This window comes from uncultured Campylobacter sp. (assembly GCF_938017775.1).
Lineage (GTDB): Bacteria > Campylobacterota > Campylobacteria > Campylobacterales > Campylobacteraceae > Campylobacter_B.
This window is the reverse complement of sequence record NZ_CALIIU010000070.1, coordinates 18,225-36,234: the sequence shown is the minus strand read 5'-3', so window position 1 is coordinate 36,234 and position 18,010 is coordinate 18,225. Positions and strand designations below refer to the sequence as shown.

The window sequence follows — 18,010 nt, the reverse complement described above, 5'->3', positions numbered from 1 at the left end:
ATTTCTCGCGCAGCTGAAATTTAAGCAGTTGGAATTTTATTCGTATAGGCTGTGGAGCCAAGGCGGCAAAATCCCTAAGCCTAGGGATTTTAGGTTTAGGGATTTTACTTTTATACGAAATAAGAAAGGTCAGTAATGAGGTTTTTGATTATTTTGGTGCTTGCATTTGCGGCGTTCGCGCAAGAGAGCAATATGCAAAAATGGGCGAAAGAGATTACCGCGGACGCGCAGATCCCGCAGGATAAGTTTTTGGCGTTTTATCTGAATAAAGATGAGCCTAAGAAAGTTGTTTTCTCTGAAAATGTCGATCGCATCAGCGTCAATTACGAAGGAAATTCTTTCCATGAAATTCCGTCTCCAAATCTTATGGCGTATTGGGTAGGCGAGTTTAATTTTGACGCCGATATCGAAAAGATGGTGCTAGGAGATTACGGCTGGTCTACGCTGGTAATCGCCGTGGACGGCACGGATGTGCTAGGTGGGACGTCGAGCAATCAAAAGCGCCCGCTTACGTATAAATTTAGCAAGGGCAAGCACAAGATCGAAGCGTGGTTTTTAAATGACGCGCATTCTAGCGAGCTTTTCGTGGATTTTAAAGATGTAGAGCCCTTTTATCGTCAAAAAGACGCCGTAGCCAAGATCCCTGCGGATAAGGACTACGATCTGTGGCTGGGCGCGATCTACGAAAGCGCGCAGATGAATAATCGCGTCAAGCTAAATTTAGCTAAATCCGATAAGCCCATCGTGCTACTGCTTAGCTCATATCGCGCCGTGGAGTGGGAGATCTCAAATCCGCAAAAGAATGAAATTCTAGCCGTGTTAATTTACAACCCCATAAGTAGCGTCCGTGGTGTAAGCGGTGCGCTTTACGTCGAGGACTACAGATACACAGAGGCTGCGGATGGGCTTAAATGCGAGTGCATCTCGGGCAATGTCTTTCACTGCGACGGCAGCGAGATTTATGATATGAACGGGCGCGTAAACGGGATATTTGGCAGAGGCCTGGGGGCATTTGCCGGCAAGCACGCCGTAAATTCCTTAGACCTACCGGGGCTTGTTATTACACCAAAAATTTTAGACGAAAGCAAAGCTCGCCTACTCTCGGTAGAAGCGGACCGCAAGAAATGCGAAAGCACGCCGATGGATGATGTGTTTAGGTAGTTTTATGGTATAATGTAAAATATAAATTAGAAGGAGGTTTTTATGTTACCAGCAATTGATGTATTAAATAGCGCTAAATACTTGCTTTCATTTCTGTCCATAGCTTCCATAGCTATGTCTGTATTTGGTTATGCCGCTTTTATTCCATATATGAAAAATATAAATTTTTTGACTGTAGCATATTTAAAGAAAACAAGTTCGTTTTTGTTTTAGCCTTCTTTTTATTAGTATTACCTATTATAATGATTTTATATCTACCATCAATTTTGTCTGTATTCTTGTTTTTTGAATGCTATCGTGTTAAGGGTTTTATATGTGTAACAATGGCTATTTGTGTAACAGTGGCTATTATTGTATTGATTATTTTTGGTTTATTAGCGTTCAAGAAAATGGATCTAACATCGGCGATGACTTTAATTATTTTTTATATTGTCACGCTTATATTTCTTTCGGTCTTGTTATGTTTATTTTTATATTCTAAAGAAATAAGATGGATAATTATAGGTTCGTCGCTAATATTTTTCTTTTATATTTTTAGTATTTTTTTCTGCCTTGATAACTATGTTAAGCTTGATTATTCATTTTTGAAGTTGATTGGTTTGGCTCATGATAAAGTAAAAATATATTCAAAAAACGAAGAAAAATATATTGAGGGAAGATTGTTGTTTAGATATGGCAGAATTGCTATTTTGGGACTTTTTAAAGACGCCGATGGATTTACTAATGAAATTGACGAAATTAGACAAATTCCTTTCGATGGTGATATAAAATATTTGTAATTTAAATAAGCAATAAAATTATTATATATAAAGCCTAAAGCAAAACATTTTACGATATTAATTTATGGTTTAGCACCTCCGTAAAACTTCCTTTTAAATTAAATTTAGATATACTCCCGCGCAATTTTGCGATTAAGGATTAAATATGAAAGAGATTAAAAGCCTAAGCGAGCTTCAGGCTTTTGCAGATAAAGTTCGCGCCAAAAAGGGTTATCGCGATCCGATCATGTGGGCGGTCGGGCGCATATTTAAGGGGCGTGCGGAGGAGCATAAAAGTCTAAGCGTAAATTACGCACACGTAAATTTTAAAGACGGGCTAGTAAGCGCAGCAGTGCTAATCCATGCTCTAGCCGAATGCGGCGAGGTCGTGGATTTTAGCGGTAGCGAGTGTATTTTTACGCTAACGCATAAAGCCCTAAAAAAGGCGATCGAGGTTTTAAAATTTCTACAGCCAGACGCCAAAGAGGGCGCACACAAAAATCTACAGGTGCTGCTTGCGGTTAAAGAGGCGATGAAATCGGACGAGCACGCAAGCTTTTGCGCTAGCTTCATCTTCGAGGATGCCGCGCCAAAAAGCGTCGAGAGCATCTATCTCAAGCTTTACGCGCTTTCGCTAAATCTCTGCGAGCCGCGCACGCTCAATCTAGATGGCGCATTTAGCGTGCTTCCGAATGTCGCGTGGGACGAAAACGCCCGTCCGATCGAGCTTTGGTGGCTGCGAGAAAACGAAATCTCTTTAAAAATGCAGGGCCGCTATCCGCGCATCATCAGCGTCGATAAATTTCCGCGCTACCTAAGCCACGTCGTACCGCCGCAAAACGTTCGGATTTTAGATGACGCAAAGGTGCGTTTGGGTGCGCATATCGCTGCGGGTACGACCGTGATGCCGGGCGCTGCGTATGTAAATTTCAACGCAGGTACGACCGGTAGCGTTATGATCGAGGGGCGCGTCAGCAGCTCGGTCGTCGTGGGCGAGGGCAGCGACATAGGCGGTGGCGCATCGATTTTGGGCGTGCTAAGCGGCACCAACGGCAATGCCGTGAGCATCGGCAAGCACTGCTTGCTGGGCGCAAACTCCGTAACGGGCATTCCGCTAGGCGACCGCTGCATCGTGGATGCCGGTATTGCGGTACTTGAGGGCACGAAGGTTTTCATCGCGCAAAAGGATCGCGAAGCGCTAGCAGCGCTAAATGCGGGCTTTGCGTTCGATCGTGAAATTTATAAAGGGCTTGAGCTTGCCGGGCTTAGCGGTCTGCACTTCCGACAAAATAGCCAAAGCGGGCAGATTACGGCAAGCATTAGCAAGCGTGCGATCAAACTCAACGCGGAACTGCATTAAATTTATAAATTTAAACGGCGGGCGCGGATTGGCTGGAGCTTTTCAAAGCTGCGTTAAATCTATAACTTAAAGGCGAGTTAAAAAAGATACGGACGATCTCGCCGCACGCCGCTTTGAGCGAGCGCATATGATCCGTCGCAAAAATTTCCGCTCATAGAATTTCACGCGGAATTTAAAGAATTTTTGTCGCGATTTAGAAATTTCTAGCGGTGATTTGCTGAATTTATGCCACTAATTTAACGCAAGGAATTTTGGCGGCTCGCGGATTTGCGCCGCGCAAATAAGTCTTTAAATTTCAAAAATAGATTGAATTTAAAATTTTAATATGATAGATTTCAAATAAAAATAAGGAGATAAAAATGAAAAAATTTATACTCGCCCTGTTCGGCGTATTTATCTGCAGCGCAGCGCTTGCGGGAGATGCCGATGCCGAGCGCTGCAAGGCTTTGGCGGACGCCGTAAATGGGCGCAGTCACCCAGAGACTGAAGATATAAAGTTGGGTGCGGCTACGTGCGAAGGCGATAAATTTATAGTTTCCATGACCCTAAAAAACATAATTTGGGATAAAGTAGATCCTAAAATAAAGCAAAATTTTGAGAGAGTTTTGCGCGCCGATAGGCAAAAGGACGTTTGCGCGACGATGAAAGCGGGCGGTCTAAAACGCATAGGCGTGCGACAATTTCTGCAAAGCGGCGAAAAAATCGCCGATCTGACCTACACGCGCAGCGATTGCGGCTTAGAGTAAAATTTCAAAGGAGAGATAATGGAAGTGCCTCAAGCGGCGTATAGCAGAGATAAAATCATCATTCGCACCGGTGCGATCGGTATCGTTTCAAATGTAATTTTAGCGGCATTTAAGGGCGTCGTGGGGCTGATTTCGGGCTCGATCGCGATCGTGCTTGATGCCGTAAATAACCTAAGCGACGCGCTTTCGTCCGTCATTACGATCGTGGGCGTGCATCTTGCTAGCAAGCAACCCGATCGCGCGCACCCCTTCGGACACGGCAGGATCGAGTATCTAAGCGCGATCGTAATCGCCGTCATCATCCTCTACACCGGCGGCGTCTCGCTCGTTGAATCGATCAAAAAGATCATCCATCCGCAAACGGCGAATTATAATGCAATTTCGCTCGCCATCATCGCCGTGGCGGTCGCGGCGAAATTTAGCCTGGGGCTCTATACGCAAAAGACGGGCGAGCGCGTAAATTCCGACTCGCTCATCGCAAGCGGCGTGGACGCCAAATACGACGCGCTCGTGTCGCTAGCCACCCTCGTAGCGGCTTTTATTTCGCTTATTTTCGGGCTGAGCTTGGAGGCGTATCTGGGCGCGATAATTTCGGCGCTTTTAATCAAAACGGCGTATGAAATTCTGCGCGATACGATCAGCAAGCTTTTGGGCTCGCGTCCGAGCTTGGAGCTGACGAATGAAATTTACGACGTCGTGCGCGGCTTTGAGGGCGTCATCGGCGCATACGATCTGATGTTTCATGACTACGGACCCGATAAAATGGTAGGTTCGGTGCATATCGAGGTCGCAAGCGATACGACAGCGGCGCAGATCGACGCTCTTACGCGCCGCATCCAAAACGCCGTTTTTGCGAAATTTAATATCATCCTAGACACCGTAGGAATTTACGCATTTAACAAAAACGATCCGCGCGCCGCCGAGATCTACGAGCATATCAAGCAGATGGCGTTTTCGCATGAGTTCGTCTCGCAGATACATGGATTTTATCTCGACGAGGAAAAGCGCGCGATCAGCTTCGACGTTATCGTCGATTTCGCAGCGCCCGACATGGAGGCGACGTTTCGCGCGGTCTGCAAGCAGGTACGCGCCGCGTATCCGAACTACACGCTCATCATCACTCGCGATAGCGATTACAGCGGCTAAAATTTAAATTGCTTTAGCGGTTTAAATTTAATCGCGCCCGCCCGCGCCCCTTCGGCGAAATTTTAGAATTTTAAGCTACAATAGGAGAAATTTATCGCGGCTTCGCGCGGCACAAAAGCCGCAATAAAACGTGATATGAAATTTGTGCGCAAAACTTAGCAGAAGCCCGCGCGCAAGGCAACGCAAAGAGAAATTTAAAAGGAAAAATATGGTTGAAATCAAAGATTTAACGATGCGCTTCGGCAAACAGCTACTTTTTGAAAACGTAAATTTGAGCCTCGATAAGGGCAGGCGCTACGGTCTCATCGGCGCAAACGGCGCGGGCAAATCGACGCTACTTAAAATTTTAAGCGGGCAGATTGAAGCAAGCAGCGGCGAAATTTTGATCGAAAGTGGGCTTAAAATCGGCGTTTTGGGGCAGGATCAATTCGCCTTTGAAAGCTTCAGTGTCAAAGACGCCGTGCTTTACGGTAACAAGCGCCTTTATGACGCCGTGCGCGAAAAGACGCAGCTTTACGAAGCGGGCGAGTTTAACGACGAGATAAACGAGCGCCTCGGCGAGCTTGAGATGATCTGCGCCGAGGAGGACCCCGCTTACGAGTACGAAACGCGGATCGAGAAAATTTTAAGCTCGCTAGGGCTAAACGACTTCGATAAAAAGATGAGCGAGATCGAGACGAGCGATAAATTTAAGGTTCTTCTTGCTCAGGTGCTCTTCCCGCGCCCCGACGTGCTGTTTTTGGACGAGCCTACGAACAACCTCGATATCGACGCCATTTCGTGGCTCGAGTTTGAGCTAAATCGCCACACGGGCACGCTCGTGGTCATCAGCCACGACCGCCACTTTTTAAACCGCGTCTGCACGGACATCCTCGACGTGGATTTTAGGCGGGTGCGCGAATTTAGCGGCAATTACGACGACTGGTTCATCGCATCCAATTTAATTGCCAAACAGGCGCAGTTTGAGCGCGAGAAAAAACTCAAAGAGAAGGCGGAGCTTGAAAAATTTATCGCTCGCTTTAGCGCCAACGCAAGTAAGGCGAAGCAGGCCACGAGCCGTCAAAAACAGCTCGACAAGCTCGATCTTAGCGAGCTTGCGACCTCTTCGCGCAGGGAGCCTAGCATTTTATTCAAGCCCGCGCGCGAGATCGGCAATGAAATTTTAGAGCTAAGCGGCGTGGATATGAGCTTCGGCGAGATTGAAATTCTGAAAAATTTTAATCTCAAGCTCGCTCACGGCGATAAGATCGCGATTATCGGTCGAAACGGCGTGGGCAAAAGCACGCTTTGCAAGATCATCATGGGCGAGCTCACGCCGCAGCGCGGCAAGGTGCATATGGGCGCCACGATCGAGCCGGGATATTTCGCGCAGGATACGAATAATAAAATTTCAGGCGAGCTCAAGCTCTACGAATATCTGCAAAGCCCGCAGAATAGGGATCTGGATGAAATTCGAAAATGCCTTGGACGTATGCTTTTTAGCGGCGCGGAGCAGGAGAAAAGCGTGGGCAGCCTAAGCGGCGGCGAGAAACACCGCGTGATGCTAAGCAAGCTAATGCTGCAGCGGCCGAACCTGCTGGTGCTAGATGAGCCCAACAACCACCTTGATCTTGAGGCGATCATCGCGCTTGGCGAGGCGCTGTATAACTTCGCGGGCTGCGCGATCTGCGTGAGCCACGACCGCGAGCTCATCGACGCGTTTGCAAATAGAATTTTGCACCTCAAAGGAGGCGGCGAAATCGTCGATTTTAGGGGCACTTACGAGGAGTATCGAGAGAGCTTGGGAGCGAGCGATGATTGAGATCTGCGTAAACGGCGAACGGCTGCAGCTGGCGCAGGATATGAGCGTGAGCGAGTTTTTACGCCGGCGCGGACACGATCTGCGCCTAGTAGCGCTCGAGCGCGACGGCGAAATTTTAAAAAAGCAGGAGTGGGAGCGCACGCAGATCTCAAGCGGCAAAAAATATGAGATCGTTGAGTTCGTAGGCGGCGGCTGAGGTCGGAGCTTTGAATTATTTTAAAATTACGGCAGCCGAGGTTTAAATCCGCGCGGAAGCCGCTAAATTTTAATCGGCTTAGCGACACAGCGGCTAGAGCTTAAAATTTGCACGCGTATCGTTAAAATTTTAAGCGGTACGGCGGCGCGAAGACATAGCGCGTTTGGGTTTTTAGATTTATGAGAAAGCCGCGGTAGCCTGGTGCCTGCGGCGAGCCTTTAAATTTTTAAAAGTGAGCTAGGCCGCGGCGGCTGGGCGCAGGAGTTTTAAAATTCGCTCCGCGGTGATAGAGTTTAAATTTTTATTGCGGCAGCGAAACGTTAATTTGCGTCGCTAGCCGCAGCGACTGGGTGTGGAGCTGTAAACTGCGTCGGCGCCGTAGGTTTGAGCACGGGGCTTTAAAATTTAATTTCGTCGCGCTAGGGAACGGCACCCGACGCGCAAATTTTACCCGCGAGCGCGCTAAATTAGCTCGTAAACACGGTATGTGCCGCGTGATCTATTTATATTAAACATAAAATTCCGCGTTCGGCGGCACGCCGCAGTGCGTAAAATTAACGGATCGATTCGGAGATCTATCGATATGCCGCGTTACAATACTGCGACGTAAAAAGGAGCGGGAATGCGACTTTGTTGCGCGGCGCACGATACGGCGTCAAAATTTTATCGATTGGGCTCGCTTCGGGTTTACGCGCGATTGATCGTAGCTTTTCGCTAGTCGCAAGACAAAGCGCACTTGCGTTAAGCTCAAGTGCGGGTGCGTTGGCTAATTGAGCTCAATCATGGCGGCGGGCTGAGCTTCGGTCATCAAGACCGCGCAAATTTGTCTTAAGTATAAATCGCCATGGTGCGAAGCGAGCAATTGCGCGCTACAGCTCGTAGAATCGTTAAAATTTTCGGCTTTGCGTGACGCAAAAAAGGCACAGGGTCGAAGCTCGCGCGGCGAGGCTCGGGCGCGCAAAAAGATAAAATTTAGGATCAAAATGCAGATAAAATTAAACGGCAAAGCTTACGAAACGGGCGCGTGCGATCTTGAGGGGCTGAAGCGCGAGGTTAAATTTAGCGGCGAGATCGCCGTGATAAACGGCTATGCGAGCACGCAAAACTGCGAGCTGAAGGCGGGCGATGAGCTCTTTTTACTCGCGCGCGGTGCGGAGCTGGCGCCGCAGGAGCTTCGCGAGCTGATGTTTGCTCGCAACGCCCCTGCCGTAAACGAGGCGCTGCAAGGCTCGCGCGTGGCGATCTGCGGACTCGGCGGGCTCGGCTCAAACGTCGCGATCCTGCTTGCGCGCGCGGGCGTGGGCGAGCTCTTTTTGATCGACTTCGATGTCGTCGAGCCGACCAACCTCAACCGCCAGCAGTACGAGATCGGCGATCTCTACAAGCCCAAAACGGCCGCTCTGCGCGAAAAAATCGCGCGTATAAACCCGTTCGTGCGCGTGCAAACCTTAAACGAGCTACTTACCGCGCAAAACGTAGCCGAAATTTTAAAAAACGAGCGTATAATTTGCGAGTGCTTCGACGACGCGGCGGCGAAAGCGATGATTTTTGGCGCATTCGGCGGCACGGATCGCTTTTTGATCTGCGCTAGCGGCATGGCGGGTAGCGGCGGCGCCAACGAGATCCGCACGACGCGACTCGGCAAAAACGTCTTCGTCTGCGGCGACCGCAAAAGCGCCGCAGCTCAAGGCGTGGGGCTGCTCGCGCCGCGCGTGGCGATCTGCGCCGCACATCAGGCAAACGTCGCGCTTAGGCTGATTTTGGGCGAGGAGGGCTAGGCCCGACTACTCATCGCGCGCCTGCATTTCTAAATTTACGCGCTTGCATTGCCGCTGAATTTAAAGGCCTCGCGCGATTATTTTTGAGAAGCGGCGAGCGTTTCGGCGGCATACAGCGCGTTTAAAAGGCGATGTGAATTTTACCGCGCGCCGCGCAAATTTAGCTGCGGAATTTAACTGCGAGATCTAAATTTAAACGACGGAATTTAAACCATTTGTCGTGCGCCGCTCGCAGATAAGTAAAAATTTTAAAATTTATTCGGCGCGAGCGGCTACTTTTGAACATAGGATTTAAAATTCCGCGCAGCGAAGCGAGCCGCAGTCTGCGCTTGAAATTTTAAAATTTTATGTCGTGGCGTAAAATTTTGACGAGAAATTTTAAAGCTCGGGCGCAGCGTCGTGCAGCGTGTAAAGCGACGAATAGAAGCAAGCAAAGCGCGCATATCTCGCGCTGTGTATAATGCACTGCGTGCGCCGATATACGCCATTTAGTGCCGCGCATAAAACGAAAATTTAAACTAAAGAGGATAGAATGGACGATAAACTGATCTTAGGCGGCAGGGAGTTTAGCTCGCGCCTGATAATGGGCTCTGGCAAGTTCGATCACGCGATGATTGACGCCTGCGTGCGGCACGCGGGCTGCGAGATCGTCACGCTTGCGCTGCGCCGCGTGAACGAAAGCAAGAGCCGCAATATCTTGGATTTCATCCCTCGCGGCGTCACGCTGCTGCCGAATACTAGCGGCGCACGAAACGCCGAGGAGGCGCTGCGGATCGCACGGCTCGCGCGCGAGCTGGGCTGCGGCGACTTCGTAAAGATCGAGATCATAGGCGACAGTAAGTACCTTCTGCCCGACAACGCCGAGACGATCAAAGCCTGCGAGGCCCTGGCGCGCGAGGATTTCGTGCCGCTCGCCTACATGCACGCCGATCTGTGCGTCGCGCGCGATCTAGTAAGCGCGGGGGCTGCCGCCGTGATGCCTCTGGCTGCGCCAATCGGCTCTAATCGCGGGCTGATGATGCGCGGGATGATCGAAATTTTGCTAGACGAAATCGACGTACCGATCATCGTAGATGCGGGACTCGGCGCGCCTAGCGAGGCTTGCGAGGCGATGCAGATGGGCTGCGCTGCGGTGATGGTAAATACGGCGATCGCCACGAGCGGGGATCTGGCGCTGATGGCGCGGGCGTTTGCGCTCGGCGTGCAGGCGGGGCGCGATGCCTATCTGGCGGGGCTTGGCGCCGTTTGCAAAACAGCCAGCGCAAGTTCGCCGCTAACTGGATTTTTGAGATAAGCGGTTAGAATTTTAAGCGCGTTTGGTTGCGCGAGCCGTGTTTTTTGCGCTGAATTTGCCTTTCTCGGGTTTGTACAGATACATATCGCGCAAGCTCGGCGTAGCAGCCGATAGACATGGCGTGAAATTTTAAAATTTCGCACGGCGCGGTACAATATGAAATTTTAAAATTTGCGCGGCAAGAATTTGCACGCAAAAACGTGCCGCGTGAAATTTAAATGAAAATTTAAAAGGAAAATTTTAAAGATGATGAAAACCGGCTATCTAGCGGGCATGGAGGATATCGGAAGCGAGATGATGGAGCGCACGCTTGCTCTGCGCGATGGCTTTTGCGAGGAGGCGAGCGAGGCTGACGTGCAAAGGGCGATCGGCGCGAAAAATAGAACTCTGCGCGATTTTGCCGCGCTACTAAGCGTGCGCGCGGGCGAGCATCTGGAGCAGATCGCGCAAGCCGCAGCGCGCGAGAAGGTCGCGCATTTCGGCAGCAACATCGCCGTTTTCACGCCGATTTACATCTCCAACTACTGCGACAATCTCTGCGTTTACTGCGGCTTTAACTGCAAAAACAAAATCGCGCGCGCAAGGCTCGATGAGGCGCAGCTAAAGGCGGAGTTTGAGGCGATCGCGGCAAGCGGGTTAGAAGAAATTTTGATCCTCACCGGCGAGAGCGAGAAAAACAGCCCCGTGCGCTACATCGGGCGCGCCTGCGAGCTCGCGCGGCAGTATTTTAAGGTAATCGGCGTCGAAATTTATCCGCTAAACTCCGCCGATTATGCCTATCTGCACGCTTGTGGCGTCGATTTCGTCACCGTTTTTCAAGAAACCTATGACCCCGCGCGCTACGCACAGCTGCATCTTGCGGGCAACAAACGCGTTTTTGCGTATCGCTTCGCAGCTCAAGAGCGCGCGATCAGAGGCGGTATGCGCGGCGTGGGCTTTGCGGCGCTTTTGGGGCTCGGGGACTTTCGACGCGATGCCTTTGCTACGGGTGTGCACGCATGGTTGCTTCAGCGCAAGTACCCGCGCGCCGAGATTGCCTTTTCGGTGCCGCGCCTGCGCCCGATCATCAATAACGACAAAATAAACCCGAAAGACGTCGGCGAGCGCGAGCTGCTGCAAGTCATGTGCGCGTATCGGCTACTGCTGCCAAGTGCGCAGATCACGATCTCTACGCGCGAGAGGGCGGGCTTCCGCGACAATGCGATCAGGATCGCGGCGAGCAAAATTTCGGCTGGCGTGAGCGTGGGTATCGGCGGGCACAGCGAGCAGAGGGGCGACGAGCAGTTCGAGATCAGCGACGCGCGCAGCGTAAGCGAAGTCTGCGAGGCGATCCGCGCAGGCGGACTGCAGCCGCTGATGAGCGAGTATATCTATGTGTGAGGCGCGAAATTTTACCGCGTACGTGGATGAAATTTACGGCGTTAGACGCGAGATTTTCAGCGTCGGGCTCGAGGGCGGATTTAGTGCCGCCCAGCGCAGAAGTAAAATTTGTAGCGTAAAATACGGCGCGGAATTTTGCAACGCCGCACACGGCGATAAAATTTATGGCGCTATGGCAGATAAAAAAGGCTTGGGCGCCGCACTAGCGAACGTTAGGAATTCTGGGCTTAAAAATGCGTGTGTAAATTTGAGGGCCAGGAACACATACGCGGATTTAAAATTTAAGGGCAGCGCAAATTCCAAGCCCTCGGGCGGCGTAAATTTTAAATTTAAAAACGGCGCGAGCTTCAGGTTCTTATGCGGCGGCAACGCAAAGCCGATAAAATCTAATGGTTCGGCAGATGCTTTGAACTCTAGCGACGCGAACAAAATTTTAGCCTCCATCTGGACGGGCAGAATTTTAAGCTCCAGCACCTTGGCTATGGATTTAGTTTTCGATGCGGCGGCGAATAATTTTATTTCTAGCGGCACTGCGAGAATTTTAAGCTCTAGCGCGGAGGCAGGGATTTTGGCTTCAATACTGGCGAATGAGATTTTAAACCTTAGCGCTGCGGGCGAAATTTTAAAATTAAACGCTGTGAATAAAATTTTGAGCCTCGGTGCGGCGTCGCTCACGGGCGTGGATTTTGGGCCTAAAGGAGCGGGCGGATGCTAGATTTAGAGCTTGCTTCGCGCATTACGATCATCACAAATCGCGCGCTCTGCGGCGGCGATGCGGCGCTGCTTGCGCGCATAGCGGATTTTGCCGCGGCGGGTGTAAGCGAGATCGTCGTGCGCGAAAAGGATCTGGACGAAGCGACCTATGCGGCGCTATTTGAGAATATACTGCGCGCTTGCGAGTTCTACGATCGCGCAGACCGGCTCAGCTTTGACGCGGATCAAGCTTGCCCGCATGAAATTTTGCCAAATAAAATCCGCGCCGCCAAATTTGATGCGGCAGAAGCGCACGAAGAGGGGTTTGGCACGGGTACGGCTCGCTCGGACGGAATTTTCGCAGAGGAAGTTTGCGCGCGTGCGATTCCGCATAAAATTTACGACGATCGAGCCTGCGCCGTCCAAGCCCTCGTAGGCGGATTGGACGCTAGCGCGGCCTACGCGGATAAAATTTCACTCTGCGAGCGCAGCGAGGACAAAATTTTATTAAAAAAGCTCCATTTGGGCGACGGCAAGAGCGGGTTTTGCGCGGATACGGCCCGCAAGCACGCCGCTACGGATGAGATTTGGCCTAAAAATTCCGCTTGCGTTTTAGATGAAATTTTATCTGAAAATTTTACCGGCGCCGCAAATCGCGCGAATGATAACGCACCTAGTGAAATTTCGCTTCGTGGCGCCGCAAGCGAAACAAAACCCGCGGCCGGGATTATACAGAGCGCAGGAGACGCTGGGATCGCGCAGAACAGAGGAAGCGCCGAGAGCGCAGAAAGTGCACATAGCGCAGAAAAGGCAAACGGCATAGAGAACGTGAAAGAAGCGGAAAACTCGCAGGGTGCGGAGGGCACGCAGAGCGCAGAGAGCGCAAGGCGCCTGCCCGCGATCTTTGTGCATAATTTTTCAGATTTTGCGCTGCGGGCGGGCGAGAGAAATTTATGGCTGCCGCTCGGGGTTTTGCGGAGCTTCAGTGCGGCGCGCGGCGCGGAGTTTTTGCGCGCAAATTTCAAAAAACTGGTCGCTTCCTGTCACAGCGAAGCGGAGGCGCGCGAGGCGCTGGAGCTGGGCGCGAGCGCGATCTGCCTGAGCCATATCTTCGCGACCGATTGCAAGGCGGGGCTCGCGCCGAAGGGGCTAAATTTGATCCGCACCGTGCGTAGGTTTTACGACGGCGAAATTTACGCACTGGGCGGCATAACGCCGCGCAATTTCGCCTCGGTCCTACGCGCGGGAGCCGATAGGATCGCCGTTATGAGCTCGGCGATGACGGCGCGGGACGCGAGCGATTTCATAAGAAAATTTAAGAAATGAATCGATCCGAAAATGTGGTCCGTTTCTTTTGCCATGCTTTGCCGCCATCATTGCGCTGCATGCGGCGCAATGCAAAACACATCTTTTAATAAAATCAAAAACGCGCGAAACGAACGCGATTTATTGCGATTTAAGCCTGAAATTATAAAATACGAGCGATCTAAGCTTAAGGATATTTTTTGGATAAAGTGTGGCTTGAGGAATCAAAAAAGCTTCTAAACGAGGGGCGCCAGAACTTAAAGCAAAAGCTGCGAAAAGGCGCTAGCGCCGATATCTTTGACGATGAGGATTTAAACGATGCAACGGATCGCAGCTCATTAAATTTAAATGATACAAATTTGAGTAGCAAAAGCTTTAAAAATGCGAATTTTAATCAAACAGACCCCGAATCGCAACCCGATCATCTTTGCGGCGCAAATTTTCGAGATACAAATTTAAACGGCACGAATTTAAACTCAAAAAATGAGGTAAAATTTCAAAATTTAAACACAGGCGGTATTTCATCGCGGGGCGCTAAAACTCGTGATTACGATAAAGAACCGATAATCATAAAAGACCACGCTATAATTTTAAATGCTATCATCGGCGCGATTTATATCATTACTACGATATTGATGGCGATCTGCGGTAAATTTTCCGCCCAGCAAATTTTATTTCTCGTTTTGCTGGATTGCTATTTTCCGCTCAGAGCATTAAATAAATTCTCAAATTGCGGCAAGTGCTATATATATTTTAAAAATGACGACATAACTCTATACTCTAAAAAGACAGAAGCCGTTTTATATGAGACCAAAATTTCAAATATAATTGGTATCAAAAGAACCACGGGACCGTCATATCCCGAAATATCAAAAAAGATAAAATGCCTTATGCTGCTATTTGCTTTTATATACTTGCTTTTAGTTTTTTTCGTAGCGGTAGTGATAGATGGAAGGGAGGAAAATTTTTGGATAATTTTTGCGGTAATTATATCGATTAGCTTTTTTCCTTTATTGCTATATAGGCTTTTTAACGGGCTAGGCCTTGATATTATAAATGATAGCATATTGATATACGACAAAAGTTCTTTTATAGAGGCTTCGTTTCTAAGTAGCAAAGAATACGGGGAGCTAAAAGCCTATTTTCTACTCAAAACAGGGAAAAATTTAGATAAAATCCAGCCGCAAATTTTTGTGTAGATCATAAAGCGGACTCTATTTTAAATTTATATTAAATTATGATCGATCAAATTTGCCCTTTTTCAGCGATATGAAAACGATGACGTTTGAAGTGAGCAGGGATAAATTTGAACAAAATTTACCTCGTAAATTTATGAAGTCTCATTCCACGAGCCGCGCGCGGATGTCGCCGAAGAGCAGCACGTCCTTCAAAACGGCGCGATCGGCGTAACCGCGTTCGTTTAGGCTTAGGTGCAGCTCGCCTCGGCTGCTCGAAAATATCGGCTGGTTGATGAAAACCACGTAGATCGCCGCAGCCTGCTTATCTGCACCCGCGCCGCGCCCTTTAAAATTTGCGTCCGTTGCGCCGGTTTTCGTATCTGCTCCGCTAGAGCTTGCGCTTGCCGCTGCGCCGGAGTTTGTATCCGCTTCGCTAGGCGGCGCGACGCCAAGCTCGCTCGCGATATCTGCGGCGGCGCTTCCGCGCGGCCTTTCGATGTCGATCCTTCCGTCGGCGCTTTTTGCGCCCGCGGCTCGGACGAAAAATTTATCGCCCGAGTGCGGGATTTTAGAGAAATTGAAAAACAAACTCAGCAGGTCGTTCGTCGCAAAATAGGGCAAAATTTCATCGCTTACGAGCTGTAGCTCGCCGCCCGCGCCCTTGAATTTTTGAAATTTTATCGTTTTGCGCGCGTAGTCGAAGGCGTAGGTTTTGCGCTCGTTTTTCGTCGTTTTGCCCTTTTTGCGCGAGACCTCGTGGACGTAGAGATCAGGCATCAAAAGCCCCGCCACGATGCGCCCCTTTGAGCGGAAGCTCTCGCGCCTTTGCCCGCTTAGGCTGCCCGCGACGCCCTGCGCAACGGCGTCCATGACGATCTCGTAGCGATCGTCCTCGCGCACGAGCCGCGTATTTGCGCTGCCGACCGCGCCGAAAACGCCGAACGAAATCTCATATTTCGCGCTAATCGTCTCGCCCAAAAGCGCGCTCGCGCACAAAATTAAAGTAGCAAAAAATTTCATCCTTATCGTCCTTTCGCTTTGCTGCGCCCAATCATAAGGCACCCATTAAATTTACGCTCTGCGCGCCGCTCGTAAAACTCGCGCGGGAATCTGCGCCGCATTCGTAAAATTTACCATAAAAAGCAAAACTTGCGCCGCCTATTTCATTTTTCTCCATAGCGTGATTATTAAATATCAGCTGCCACCGCTCGCCGTCGTGAAAGGCTGCGCCGTGTGCGCCTAAAAATACCGACTGTCGCCGCCTTTATATTTACGACGCATATACGGCTCGGCGCGCGCTTGCCCGAAATCGGCGATTTTATATTTCGTACAGGTTGCTTCATCGCAAAGCGTGTCTGTGAATAAAATCAAAATTTAATATTGCGGCTATGTTTGTACTTCGCACTAACCGCTACGCCGCACCTATAAAATTTACGTTCTTTGCGCAACCCCATCGCATTGTGCTCGTAAAGCTCGCGCATAAAATTTGCGCCGTTCGTTGCGCTTGCTAGCTTGCACTTCCGTGAGGCGCCGTTTCGTGCCGCAAATACAGCCGCGTCGGTCATTAGCAAATCCGCTTAAATTTAAACGGCTCGTGCGAGTCAAATTCGTAAATTTAATCCTTCCAAAGCGACCATTTCAGCTTGGCTTTGTCGGGACGAGGCGTATTTGCGTAGTAGCTGGCCTCGGTAAACGTAGAGGATGCATCTGCCGCGCCCGAGCACCTTTGTGCGTTCAAACATCTGCTCGGATCCGCGCCCTTTAGAGAAGTGATGTCAGTATAGCCCAGCGCCAGCAAATCCGCCTCGGTCGCCTCGCCGACATAGGGGATTTTCTTAAAATCGCTCGCGCCTTTACTCAAATTTTACTCCAATCTTTATTTAAATTTCGACAGACTCGCCATTTGGATGAAATTTTAAAACCCCTTGAGAGTGTGGAATTTCAAAATTTCACTCGTGCGAGGCTTTTATCCACGCGGTGCGAAAAATGTTTAAAATTTTAGCTCGTCGCCGGGCCGCCGCTGTGCATATGCGCGCCGCTTTTTAGTGCTAAGACGTCCGTCCGCGCTCATTATCGGAAATTTTATCCGCAAGCTAGCAGGGAGCTTGGGCGCGGCAAAGCTTAAACGTTTTTAATCCCCGACGGAGCAAATTTACGCTTCCGCCTTGCGTCAAATGCGAAAATCTGATGCGTTTGTTTCAAACTCCAACGGATTTTATAAAAAGATGACGACGGCGCTTCGACGTCATCCGAGCCGCCTTTGTGCGATGATTTAATTAAAATTTCTTTCGCGCGGAAACGGCGCTTAAAACGAGTTTGCGTCAAATTTTACGCAATTTTTGACGCTAAATTTGATCCAAAATTCGTTCGCAAATTTCGCGCGGATCAGCGCTTTGATAGATCGGCCGGCCGACCACGATAAAATCAGCCCCTGCTTCGCGCGCGATGCCTAGATCCGCCACTCGCTTTTGATCTGCCGCACTCTCGCCAAAAGGCCTCACGCCCGGGCAGAGCGTGATAAAATTTGCGCTCGTAGCGTCCTTTATCAGGCGGCTCTCGAATGCCGAGCAGACCATGCCGTCAAGCCCGGCTTCGTAGCTCGCCACGCTAAATTTGCGCACGGCGTCGCCCAAATTTTGATCATAAACAGCGCTAAATTCCGCCTGATCAAAGCTCGTTAGCGCAGAGACCGCAAGCACCAACGGGCGCGAATTAAGCTTATCCAGTCGCTCCATCACCGTAGCCATCGCGCGCTTGCCGCTGCTTGCATGCACGTTTATCATATCTACGCCGAGCCTGGCGATCTCCTCGGCGGCGTCCGCCATCGTGTTTGGGATGTCGTAGAGCTTTAGATCGAGAAAAATTTTAAAATTTCCGAGCTTTTTTAGCTCCCCCACAAAGCCCGCTCCGTCGCGCAAATAAGTTCGCAAGCCCACTTTTAGCCAAATTTTATCGGCCAAACCGGCAAGCTCGCTCGCTAGCCGCAAACACTGCTGCTTCGAGCCCAAATCAAGCGCGACGCAGAGCTTCACCGCTTATCCTTGCCGCGTACTGCGCCTTTGTTGCCCGTAGGTCTTTTTGAGACGGTGCCTCTGCCGCCCGCAGATTTTTTTGGCGCAGTAGAGCTTTTGCGCCCAGCCCTACTTTTCGGCGCAGTATTTTTACCCGCAGCGCTCTTTTTTGGTGCTGTGCTTTTGCCGACTCTGAAATTTCT

General features: G+C 50.1%; 18 protein-coding genes. 14 read left to right on the top strand and 4 right to left on the bottom strand.

Annotation, left to right across the window (positions count from 1 at the left end; all coding sequences use genetic code 11):
• Nucleotides 1–135: 135 nt before the first annotated feature.
• The 14 genes from Q0537_RS09225 (at nt 136) to Q0537_RS09160 (ending at nt 14,817) form a co-directional block, all read left to right on the top strand.
• On the top strand, nt 136–1,161 hold the full coding sequence (locus Q0537_RS09225; protein WP_297948580.1) for a hypothetical protein: 1,026 nt from the start codon (nt 136–138) through the stop codon (nt 1,159–1,161).
• Nucleotides 1,162–1,203: 42 nt separating this feature from the next.
• Complete coding sequence (locus Q0537_RS09220; RefSeq protein WP_299227449.1) at nt 1,204–1,374, top strand: hypothetical protein; 171 nt, start codon at nt 1,204–1,206, stop codon at nt 1,372–1,374.
• A 110-nt stretch (nt 1,375–1,484) separates the two neighbouring features.
• Entirely contained in the window at nt 1,485–1,940 is a 456-nt protein-coding gene (locus Q0537_RS09215; RefSeq protein ID WP_299227446.1) for a hypothetical protein, read from the top strand.
• A gap of 145 nt (nt 1,941–2,085) precedes the next feature.
• Nucleotides 2,086–3,279, top strand: a complete 1,194-nt coding sequence (locus Q0537_RS09210; RefSeq protein ID WP_298053052.1) for a tetrahydrodipicolinate N-succinyltransferase N-terminal domain-containing protein — start codon at nt 2,086–2,088, stop codon at nt 3,277–3,279.
• 359 nt (nt 3,280–3,638) lie between these two features.
• The gene (locus tag Q0537_RS09205) at nt 3,639–4,025 is read left to right on the top strand and encodes a hypothetical protein (RefSeq protein ID WP_299227443.1); all 387 of its coding nucleotides are present in this window, start codon (nt 3,639–3,641) and stop codon (nt 4,023–4,025) included.
• 18 nt (nt 4,026–4,043) lie between these two features.
• Nucleotides 4,044–5,171, top strand: coding sequence for a cation diffusion facilitator family transporter (locus tag Q0537_RS09200; protein WP_299227441.1), 1,128 nt, complete (start codon nt 4,044–4,046; stop codon nt 5,169–5,171).
• Between the two features lie 208 nt (nt 5,172–5,379).
• Nucleotides 5,380–6,972, top strand: coding sequence for an ABC-F family ATP-binding cassette domain-containing protein (locus Q0537_RS09195; protein ID WP_299227439.1), 1,593 nt, complete (start codon nt 5,380–5,382; stop codon nt 6,970–6,972).
• Nucleotides 6,965–7,168, top strand: a complete 204-nt coding sequence (gene thiS / locus Q0537_RS09190; protein ID WP_297996092.1) for a sulfur carrier protein ThiS — start codon at nt 6,965–6,967, stop codon at nt 7,166–7,168. The genes Q0537_RS09195 and thiS overlap by 8 nt, the downstream gene beginning before the upstream one ends.
• A gap of 983 nt (nt 7,169–8,151) precedes the next feature.
• The gene (thiF, locus tag Q0537_RS09185) at nt 8,152–8,946 is read left to right on the top strand and encodes a sulfur carrier protein ThiS adenylyltransferase ThiF (protein WP_299227436.1); all 795 of its coding nucleotides are present in this window, start codon (nt 8,152–8,154) and stop codon (nt 8,944–8,946) included.
• 532 nt (nt 8,947–9,478) lie between these two features.
• On the top strand, nt 9,479–10,240 hold the full coding sequence (locus Q0537_RS09180; RefSeq protein WP_299227433.1) for a thiazole synthase: 762 nt from the start codon (nt 9,479–9,481) through the stop codon (nt 10,238–10,240).
• 294 nt (nt 10,241–10,534) lie between these two features.
• Nucleotides 10,535–11,620 carry a 2-iminoacetate synthase ThiH gene (gene thiH / locus Q0537_RS09175; protein ID WP_299227456.1) on the top strand — a complete coding sequence of 362 codons (1,086 nt, stop codon included), beginning with the start codon at nt 10,535–10,537 and terminating at the stop codon, nt 11,618–11,620.
• Entirely contained in the window at nt 11,613–12,335 is a 723-nt protein-coding gene (locus tag Q0537_RS09170; protein WP_299227430.1) for a hypothetical protein, read from the top strand. Before thiH ends, Q0537_RS09170 begins: the two co-directional genes overlap by 8 nt.
• The gene (locus tag Q0537_RS09165; protein WP_299227427.1) at nt 12,329–13,639 is read left to right on the top strand and encodes a thiamine phosphate synthase; all 1,311 of its coding nucleotides are present in this window, start codon (nt 12,329–12,331) and stop codon (nt 13,637–13,639) included. The genes Q0537_RS09170 and Q0537_RS09165 overlap by 7 nt, the downstream gene beginning before the upstream one ends.
• 179 nt (nt 13,640–13,818) lie before the next feature.
• A complete protein-coding gene (locus Q0537_RS09160; RefSeq protein WP_299227425.1) occupies nt 13,819–14,817 on the top strand; it encodes a hypothetical protein in 999 nt (332 codons plus the stop codon).
• A gap of 141 nt (nt 14,818–14,958) precedes the next feature.
• Here Q0537_RS09160 and Q0537_RS09155 read toward each other — a convergent pair whose 3' ends face one another.
• The 4 genes from Q0537_RS09155 to pyrF form a co-directional block, all read right to left on the bottom strand.
• The gene (locus tag Q0537_RS09155) at nt 14,959–15,816 is read right to left on the bottom strand and encodes a DUF3108 domain-containing protein (protein WP_299227423.1); all 858 of its coding nucleotides are present in this window, start codon (nt 15,814–15,816) and stop codon (nt 14,959–14,961) included.
• A gap of 347 nt (nt 15,817–16,163) precedes the next feature.
• A complete protein-coding gene (locus Q0537_RS09150; protein WP_299227420.1) occupies nt 16,164–16,361 on the bottom strand; it encodes a hypothetical protein in 198 nt (65 codons plus the stop codon).
• Nucleotides 16,362–16,411: 50 nt separating this feature from the next.
• Complete coding sequence (locus Q0537_RS09145; RefSeq protein WP_299227418.1) at nt 16,412–16,657, bottom strand: helix-hairpin-helix domain-containing protein; 246 nt, start codon at nt 16,655–16,657, stop codon at nt 16,412–16,414.
• Nucleotides 16,658–17,141: 484 nt separating this feature from the next.
• The gene (gene pyrF / locus Q0537_RS09140; RefSeq protein ID WP_366811440.1) at nt 17,142–17,828 is read right to left on the bottom strand and encodes an orotidine-5'-phosphate decarboxylase; all 687 of its coding nucleotides are present in this window, start codon (nt 17,826–17,828) and stop codon (nt 17,142–17,144) included.
• Between the last annotated feature and the right edge of the window lie 182 nt (nt 17,829–18,010).

Excerpts from the sequence above, each read along its gene's own strand:
- Q0537_RS09225 (WP_297948580.1), top strand. The coding sequence starts at position 136 with ATGAGGTTTTTGATTATTTTGGTGCTTGCATTTGCGGCGTTCGCGCAA.
- Q0537_RS09220 (WP_299227449.1), top strand. The coding sequence starts at position 1,204 with ATGTTACCAGCAATTGATGTATTAAATAGCGCTAAATACTTGCTTTCA.
- Q0537_RS09215 (WP_299227446.1), top strand. The coding sequence starts at position 1,485 with ATGGCTATTTGTGTAACAGTGGCTATTATTGTATTGATTATTTTTGGT.
- Q0537_RS09210 (WP_298053052.1), top strand. The coding sequence starts at position 2,086 with ATGAAAGAGATTAAAAGCCTAAGCGAGCTTCAGGCTTTTGCAGATAAA.
- Q0537_RS09205 (WP_299227443.1), top strand. The coding sequence starts at position 3,639 with ATGAAAAAATTTATACTCGCCCTGTTCGGCGTATTTATCTGCAGCGCA.
- Q0537_RS09200 (WP_299227441.1), top strand. The coding sequence starts at position 4,044 with ATGGAAGTGCCTCAAGCGGCGTATAGCAGAGATAAAATCATCATTCGC.
- Q0537_RS09195 (WP_299227439.1), top strand. The coding sequence starts at position 5,380 with ATGGTTGAAATCAAAGATTTAACGATGCGCTTCGGCAAACAGCTACTT.
- thiS (WP_297996092.1), top strand. The coding sequence starts at position 6,965 with ATGATTGAGATCTGCGTAAACGGCGAACGGCTGCAGCTGGCGCAGGAT.
- thiF (WP_299227436.1), top strand. The coding sequence starts at position 8,152 with ATGCAGATAAAATTAAACGGCAAAGCTTACGAAACGGGCGCGTGCGAT.
- Q0537_RS09180 (WP_299227433.1), top strand. The coding sequence starts at position 9,479 with ATGGACGATAAACTGATCTTAGGCGGCAGGGAGTTTAGCTCGCGCCTG.
- thiH (WP_299227456.1), top strand. The coding sequence starts at position 10,535 with ATGATGGAGCGCACGCTTGCTCTGCGCGATGGCTTTTGCGAGGAGGCG.
- Q0537_RS09170 (WP_299227430.1), top strand. The coding sequence starts at position 11,613 with ATGTGTGAGGCGCGAAATTTTACCGCGTACGTGGATGAAATTTACGGC.
- Q0537_RS09165 (WP_299227427.1), top strand. The coding sequence starts at position 12,329 with ATGCTAGATTTAGAGCTTGCTTCGCGCATTACGATCATCACAAATCGC.
- Q0537_RS09155 (WP_299227423.1), bottom strand. The coding sequence starts at position 15,816 with ATGAAATTTTTTGCTACTTTAATTTTGTGCGCGAGCGCGCTTTTGGGC.
- Q0537_RS09150 (WP_299227420.1), bottom strand. The coding sequence starts at position 16,361 with ATGACCGACGCGGCTGTATTTGCGGCACGAAACGGCGCCTCACGGAAG.